This window comes from Kribbella sp. NPDC055071 (genome assembly GCF_053608045.1).
Window position 1 is genome coordinate 1 of record NZ_JBSGUS010000054.1, and the last position, 7,160, is coordinate 7,160.

Here is a 7,160-nt window from a genome sequence, read left to right on the forward strand (position 1 = left end):
CTATAAAAGGTCATCTTTTTTATTTGAAGCTCTCAGAAACGATTCTAAGCATCCTGAAAAGCATTCTTTATTCTCAACGAGCCTTGCAACAGTTCTTGGGCTTTGCCCAAACCCACCAACGGACGGCCGTTGGATGCCAGCATTCAATCCCCCCAACCCCCCGCATCTTCGGGGGGCTCCCTCGCCGGTTGGCGTCAAACAAACGGGTTTGTTTGAGTGCTGAAAGGGTTCGGGTGGCGCTGAGCGAGTCAACTCCTTAATCCTCCCTACGGTCCGGTTACCGTTGACTCACGCCAAAATCGCATCACTGCCTAAAAAAAAAAAAGAACCCTCACCGCCAAAAACGGTAAAAGGGTTTAGGTTCTAACAACAGCTATGAATATTATAAGCCCCTGCAGGTACATCACATCAAAGAAAGCTCAAACGCTTTTTGTATGTATTCTTCCTCTGTGATTTCTCCATGAAACCGTCTTTCTAAAAGCTTTTCCTCTTCTTCCGTCAGCACTAAACCCTCAAAGCCAAGGGTTGCTCTTACATATCTCATTCCTGTTTCAAAATCACTCATTGGCACTCCCCCATAAACTAAATACAGTCCCAACCTGATAAAAGAACGGAACAGCTTTCTTTTTAAATGGCTCTAAATAAAGGGCTTTGCCCTCACTATAGCGAACCCTTTTTACGAGGTGATACGTTATGGATATGGGAATCAAATTATCATCAAAGGACGTCGCAAAACACCTCGGTATAGAGCCAGTAACTGTCCGCAAGTATGCCAGTATGCTTGAAGAACAAGGCTACTCGTTCAATAAAGATTCGAAAGGATGGCGACTCTATACCGAGGATGACGTAAAGACTTTAGAGTATCTATGTACAATGACTAAGATCAATGGACACTCACTCGACGAAACGGTAAAGCACATAGCAAGCTTATATCGTTCTAAACTGACCATATCGGATACCGCTACATCGCTACAGGACAATCCTTTAGTCGAATTCATGAAACGACAGGAAGAATTCAACCGCCACATGGCAGAACGGATGGAACGATTCGAAAAAAGACAGCAAGAAAGGCACGAGACACTCACCGCTGCATTACGTGAGTCCCTTGAGACACAAAAAATGATCGCAGCCACCAAACAAAAAAAGTGGTGGAAATTTTGGAAGGGCAATTGATTGCCCGTTTTCACCGCTCTAATTCATTGTCCTTGTATTTATTGGCTTCTCTAGGCATTCCAGCCGTACGGAAAAACGATGCCGCTAATTTCCGCATCTTTGGTAATTTTTCTTTAGCCCACTGAACCATTTTGTCTTTCCATTGTTCCAGTACGGCAACTCTCTCTTTTAGTGTCTTATTTTCTTTTTTTAACGCCTTGTTTTCTCCAGCCACTTTTTCAAGCGTTTGATTCTGCTTCTTGGCGAAACTCAAAACCTCAGCATACTGACCGTTTCTCTTATCAAGTTCCTGTTTTAGCTTTAGGCTCTCCTCAGCTTCGCGATTCCTCTCAATGATCAAGCCTTTATTTTCAGCTGACAGTTCCTTATTTTCCGTTCGTAAAGCCGTCAGCTCCTCCTTCACTTCCTGCCGCAGATCCTCACGCTGCTCTTCCGTAAATTCCTTTGCAAGCTTGCGCCGCATTTCCTTTTTGGACGCTTCAACTTCTGAATGGATCCTACTCTGCAGTTCCTGAAGCCGTTGGTCTTTTTCATCCGCCCGATCTGCTTCCTGCCGGGCGATAGACTGCCAGCGCTCCTTTTCCTGCGTTTCCGACTTCAATTGCCCCGCCAACTCGGCTGCCGTTTTAGTTTTCTGCTCCGCATAGGCATACAAAGCATGGAGTTCCCGCTCCGGCACAATGACTTTATCCTTTTTGAGCCACGCTTTTTCATGTTCAATAGTCGGCATTTTCAACTCTTCAGCCTTAGCTGTCAGCGATTCTTTTTTCACTTCTATAACTGCCTGAACAGCTTTGTTTTGCTTTTCCAGTTCCTCTCTCTGCTTTTCCTTTAAAGCAATTTCAGCATTAAGCCGCTCAAGCTCCGCTTGCCGCTGATTTATTTTATACTGGTGAACATTCTCATGCTTCTTTTCGCTTGGTTCGCCGCGCACCAGGTCAAAACCGTTTTCAACCATGTGCCGATGAAAATCATCTTGAATGGCTTTCATCTTCAATTTGCCATTAAAAAAATCTTTCGCAGAGAGTCGGCCGTCCTCCGTGATCGGTACAATACCAACATGCATATGGGGAGTCGCTTCATCCATATGGACTGTGGCATAAAGCATGTTTTCAGCGCTGTATTTCTCTTTCAAATGATCAACCGCTGTTTCAAAATAGCGCCGCTGCTCCGCATCGCTCAACCCGTTCATATAGTCAGGACTTGCCGTGATCAAAAATTCGCTGACCAAAACAGCATCCGCTCGGACCTTCCGTTTGACTCGCCCCTCAATTTTTTCATGAATCGCTTTTGAATAGCTAATCGGTTTCTCGTTCACTAGATCATAATTTAAGTGCGTCCGCTCCCGATCAATATTTTCATTTTTGCTTTTTTGAAACTCCCGCTGATTGTGTTTTTGCGTTCCATTCAATCTATCTTTTTTGTATTTTTCCATCCTGATGACTGCATAATTTGCCATGAGAAAAACCCCCGATTCAGACCACTGTATAGGGGTTATGGTAACACAAAGTTTATCTTTGGTGTAACGCACTACACCAAATTGTTCCTACGGATTCAATTTGGACGTGCGACCTGCGGTGCCGGTGGCTCTCTCATTCTCGCTATCGCATCGAAAGTTCGTGCCACTTGTCGGCTGTCCGCCGACCCGACTTTTCCGCCGATGAGAGATCGGCAGAAAATCGGAAAAACCCTTGCTGCTCCCGCAGCATCGAACCACATGAACAAATTGTTCTGTGTGTCAAATTTTCAAATAGAGAAAGTACGCTGCGGTAACACGCATCTACTTTCTCTATTTTCACATCTGCTCACCCAATAAAAATAAAGTTGAACCGTTGATATATCTTCATTTCACACACTTTGAAAACCGCAAAAATGCCCGCAATCAAAAGTTCAATCTCATAGGAATTTTTATTCAATTTATTTTAAATATTGTTATTTTATTCATATTAGGATACAAGCTATGTTAACGTGAATTCGGTACCAAAATCATACAAGGGAGAGTGTGAAAATGAGGAAATGGATTCTGTTTATGATTATCAGTTTTGTTACACTTGGATTGGTATTACCTTCTAGCACATCTGCTGAAGAAGTAAAGAGTAAGTACACACCTCAAGACTACGAAAATTACCTTGCCCATTATGATGAAAATGCTGCTAAAGCCGCAGGTGTTTCTCCAGAATACATAGCCGCTGCCGTTATGGAGCCCGGGAAAGCACTTCAAGACTTCAAAGCCTTATCACCAGAAGATCAGGAAAAGCTTGTAGAAAGCTTTACGAAACTTGATCCAATCAACACTGAAACAGAAGAAACAGTAACTCAGCAACCTATTCAGACTCAGGGAGACAAAGGCGTTTCTTACGAAAACTCTGTGAAATTTTTTGGCGCCCCAGTGACTACTTATAGAGTTTCTGTGAATTACAATGTAACAAAGGGCAAAGTGAAAAAGATCAACTCTTCCAGTGCAAGAGTAGTCCGTAATTGGAATCCAGTTGTACGCACAGGATTAAATACTGGAGGCAAAAATGCTTGGGTCACTGGTGACAACAAAGCCGCTGTTACAGGAAGTTTCTATTACCAAATCGGGCCAATCAAAGATGTCGGCATCACTTTAGGTAATGTTTTCATTAAAGCCGTTGGAGATAAAAACGGAAAGAGAACATACAAGAAATTCACTGTTGATTGAGCCTACAAAGTGAGGTCATAGCATGTCAAAACGTATGAAAGTAACATTGTGGAGCATATTAGGAGTCGTAGTCGTATTAAGCCTAATCGGTATCATCGCTTACTACCAGACACCTACAACGTAAAAAGCCACTCCATAATGGAGTGGCTTTTCCTTTTGACCATGTATAAAACATGGTAAGTTAAGTTTTTATGTGACCGCATGGTAAGCATCACTGCTTACAAGGGCATTATTTAATATTTCAGCTATACATTAAGTATATGCATCCTTTTTCAGATGTGAAATAAACTATACACTATTTATATAAAAAAGTCAACATCATTCAGTATTTTGTTGTGTGTTTTTGATATTGGTATACAACTTCATAATTCGTTGATCAATGGAGTCCATTTGTTCATTAGTCAATTTAAAAGCTACATCAGACGACTTTTTAGGATTAAAAATCCTGATTTTGCTTACAGATCTCATTTGATTAATCTTAGCAAATGATTCTTTATCATTTAGTCCAGAAATCTTCCCTAAGTATAACTCTTCTGGGTGCAAGTCATCTGCTGTCTGTCCTTCTTTTAAAGACGACAAAGGCACAACATTCAACATTGGACTACTTTTAGAATCTTTTTTTACGACTACTGCATAGTGTAATCCACCAAATTCAGCCCCAACATTGAACCCAAAATGAACAAAAACAATATCTCCCCGTTTATACTTCTTTAATCTTTTTGGATCAAAATTCGTTTCCCATTTTAGATAATTATTCTGAGTATCTAACCAATCTAAAAATATAGAACCACGCTTCTCATCCATATTTTCCACTATACACTGCAAATTATTTAAAAGCTTTTGAGTTCTTTGTTTTAAAGCTGGATCATGCCCTATTTTTTTTGATGCCGTTATCTGATTAGTATTATTTTTATTCATGATTCCCCCCTAGATATATTTTACAGTTAAAGGCCTAGAAGAGAAACTGAATTTCATAAATAAAAGAGTAAGCTTTATAGCCACTCTTTTATTTGATTATGTAATTTTTAATACCTGGATGCCAGTAAGCCATAACCTCAAATACTCCATTTGCAACCTTGTCATCTTCTTCCTCATGTTGACAAGATAACCGTCCAGTTCATAGCCGTGTCAAACATCGTGGAGCCTCGTACACATAAAAAGCAGACCCTAAGGCCTGCTCCGTTTTAAAATTTTTTAGGTGTACCAGTCTGATCAAATTTAACTTTTCCGGTGCTATAAATATAGAACCAAGAATCAAAAGGAACAGAACCTGTATTAAAAGGTGAACTACCTAAATTAATAACAAATGGAAACGTAACTTTACCAGGATTACCACTCTTGTATTTTTTCTCTTTTGCTACCCCTCTACTAATTCTTAAAGTATCAGATACTGGTGTTACTGTTTTTCCTCTATATTCAACTTTAATTTTCCCTGAAATGCCACCTACACGAGAATAACCATAGTATACAGACTGTTTTATATTAAAAGTCTGTTCACCAACAACTGCTTGGGTAGTAATCTTTCCCGGTTCAGCTTTCTTGTTAGTAACTGGCGAACTTTCATATGCATTTATGAATACAGTCCCATCTTCACTTTCAGAAATGGAGACATTAAAGCCTTGTTTTTTCAGGCTATTGTATTCTTTTAATTGTTGAATATTTAATTTAGAAACCTTATTCTCAACACTACTTTGAACAGAATGATTCGCTGCTTGTGCACTCGGCAAACCAGCTGATAATAACGTTGAAAATGCTAAAACAGGAACAGCTACACATTTCAATAGTGACTTTGCTTCCATAATTCCATCTCCTTCAAAAGTTTAAATACGTTTAATTTATACCATTTTTTTCAATGGAATTTTTTGAAAATAAGGAATATTAAGCTAGTTTTAAGGATAATAATAGAAAATTCTCATATCTTTTCTTCTGTTTTTTGTTAATAATAAGAGTATGTTCAAAACATTAGGGAGGAAGATTAATGGATATACCAATGTGGGCCTATATAGTGGTTGGCATTCTTGCTGTTGCTGGATTTATAAGTGTTATGTGGTTTTCTTTTTTCCTAGATAAAAGTGAAAAAAAATAAGCAGGCATCAAGCCTGCTTTTATTATTTGATTATGTAATTTTTAATACCAGGATGCCAATAAGCCATGACTTCAAATGCACCATTTGCTACCTCGTCATCCTCTTCCTCAATCTTAACAAGATCTCCATCTTCAGCATCACCAAGGTTCAGTTCTTTATGTATCTCTTTCAAAATTCCACCATACCCGATCAGCCTACGAGCAGACAGTGCATCATCCAAATAAAACACTGTATTCAGATTGTCTTCTGTCACCTTATTACCGCGCACGACATCCGTATCTTTAACCGGATATTTAGAGATTTCGAGAACAGCTTTTTGCTCCACCATAGCTTCCCGTACTTCGTCCTCAATTTGTTCAGCATTAATCTTCGATTTACCTTTAACTCGACGAATATCGACAATCGGCGTGTAATCCAATTTCATTGCCCTTTTCCATAGGCTTGTCCACTCTGCCTGCTTGATATAATTCTTTCCAAAATAATTCCTCTTTACAGGCAACAGCACATGAAAATGAGGGTGATATGTATCTTCTTTATGGTTTTTGGTAATCTCTAAAGCTCTGAAATAACCTAAAGTAGCTTCTTTGACTCGTTTATAACCGAAAAGACGATTCCATCCTTTCATCATGTCAGTAATCATAGGTTTTAATCCATCGCCCTCGACATTACGAACTGTAAGTGTGAGAAAAATCCAACTGCAGCCATACTGCCGATTCGCTTCCTCAACAATTAATTTATTATGATACGCAATTTTTAACGACCTGCGCCACGCACACATCGGACATAACCTCACTTTACAAAAATGGGCTTGATACAGTTTTAATTTGTCCGTCTCCGGGTCTCTCTTAAACGAAAGATACTCTGCACAACCATTTAATTTTTCAGCTTTTTTGCCGTAGTAAGGTGCTCCGATCTTGCTCTCCAACGCTTCGTAATGCTCCGCCATAAGATTCGTCCGTCTCTTTTTCCCCTTCCAATCCCGCTTTTTACCTGTTGCGGTTTTGTCTTCGAGGATGCTATAATCGTTTTCAGATGAATACAAAATGAAAAACTCCTTCTGAGCTAGTAATCTAGCATTCTATTGTTAAGTGTGGTAACTCAATAATAGCAGAAGGAGTTTTTACCTGTCAAAAAAGCCTCCATCCCTTGACAAATAAGGGATGAGGGCTTTTTTTTTGCCTTGAGATGTTTCTATATAGTATCAAGATAAGAAAAGAC

At 39.6% G+C, this 7,160-nt stretch carries 7 protein-coding genes; 2 read left to right on the forward strand and 5 right to left on the reverse strand.

Annotated features, from left to right (window positions below):
* Positions 1-403 precede the first annotated feature (403 nt).
* Positions 404-565, reverse strand: a complete 162-nt coding sequence (locus ACWF4Z_RS37970; RefSeq protein WP_014475552.1) for a hypothetical protein — start codon at positions 563-565, stop codon at positions 404-406.
* Between the two features lie 128 nt (positions 566-693).
* Here ACWF4Z_RS37970 and ACWF4Z_RS37975 point away from each other — a divergent pair, with 128 nt between their 5' ends.
* Positions 694-1,173 carry a DUF3967 domain-containing protein gene (locus tag ACWF4Z_RS37975; protein WP_010890187.1) on the forward strand — a complete coding sequence of 160 codons (480 nt, stop codon included), beginning with the start codon at positions 694-696 and terminating at the stop codon, positions 1,171-1,173.
* Positions 1,174-1,183: 10 nt separating this feature from the next.
* On the opposite strand, the gene mobV is transcribed toward ACWF4Z_RS37975, so the two are convergent.
* Positions 1,184-2,632: a MobV family relaxase gene (mobV, locus tag ACWF4Z_RS37980; protein ID WP_377995604.1), complete on the reverse strand. Its 1,449-nt coding sequence runs from the start codon at positions 2,630-2,632 to the stop codon at positions 1,184-1,186.
* Positions 2,633-3,181: 549 nt separating this feature from the next.
* On the opposite strand from mobV, the gene ACWF4Z_RS37985 reads away from it, so the two are divergent.
* On the forward strand, positions 3,182-3,856 hold the full coding sequence (locus ACWF4Z_RS37985) for a hypothetical protein (protein ID WP_376206252.1): 675 nt from the start codon (positions 3,182-3,184) through the stop codon (positions 3,854-3,856).
* 318 nt (positions 3,857-4,174) lie between these two features.
* On the opposite strand, the gene ACWF4Z_RS37990 is transcribed toward ACWF4Z_RS37985, so the two are convergent.
* From ACWF4Z_RS37990 to ACWF4Z_RS38000, 3 genes are all read right to left on the reverse strand, one after another.
* Positions 4,175-4,774 carry a type II toxin-antitoxin system PemK/MazF family toxin gene (locus tag ACWF4Z_RS37990; RefSeq protein WP_452248087.1) on the reverse strand — a complete coding sequence of 200 codons (600 nt, stop codon included), beginning with the start codon at positions 4,772-4,774 and terminating at the stop codon, positions 4,175-4,177.
* A gap of 266 nt (positions 4,775-5,040) precedes the next feature.
* Complete coding sequence (locus ACWF4Z_RS37995) at positions 5,041-5,655, reverse strand: hypothetical protein (RefSeq protein WP_376642771.1); 615 nt, start codon at positions 5,653-5,655, stop codon at positions 5,041-5,043.
* 309 nt (positions 5,656-5,964) lie between these two features.
* On the reverse strand, positions 5,965-6,984 hold the full coding sequence (locus ACWF4Z_RS38000; protein WP_089030066.1) for a protein rep: 1,020 nt from the start codon (positions 6,982-6,984) through the stop codon (positions 5,965-5,967).
* Between the last annotated feature and the right edge of the window lie 176 nt (positions 6,985-7,160).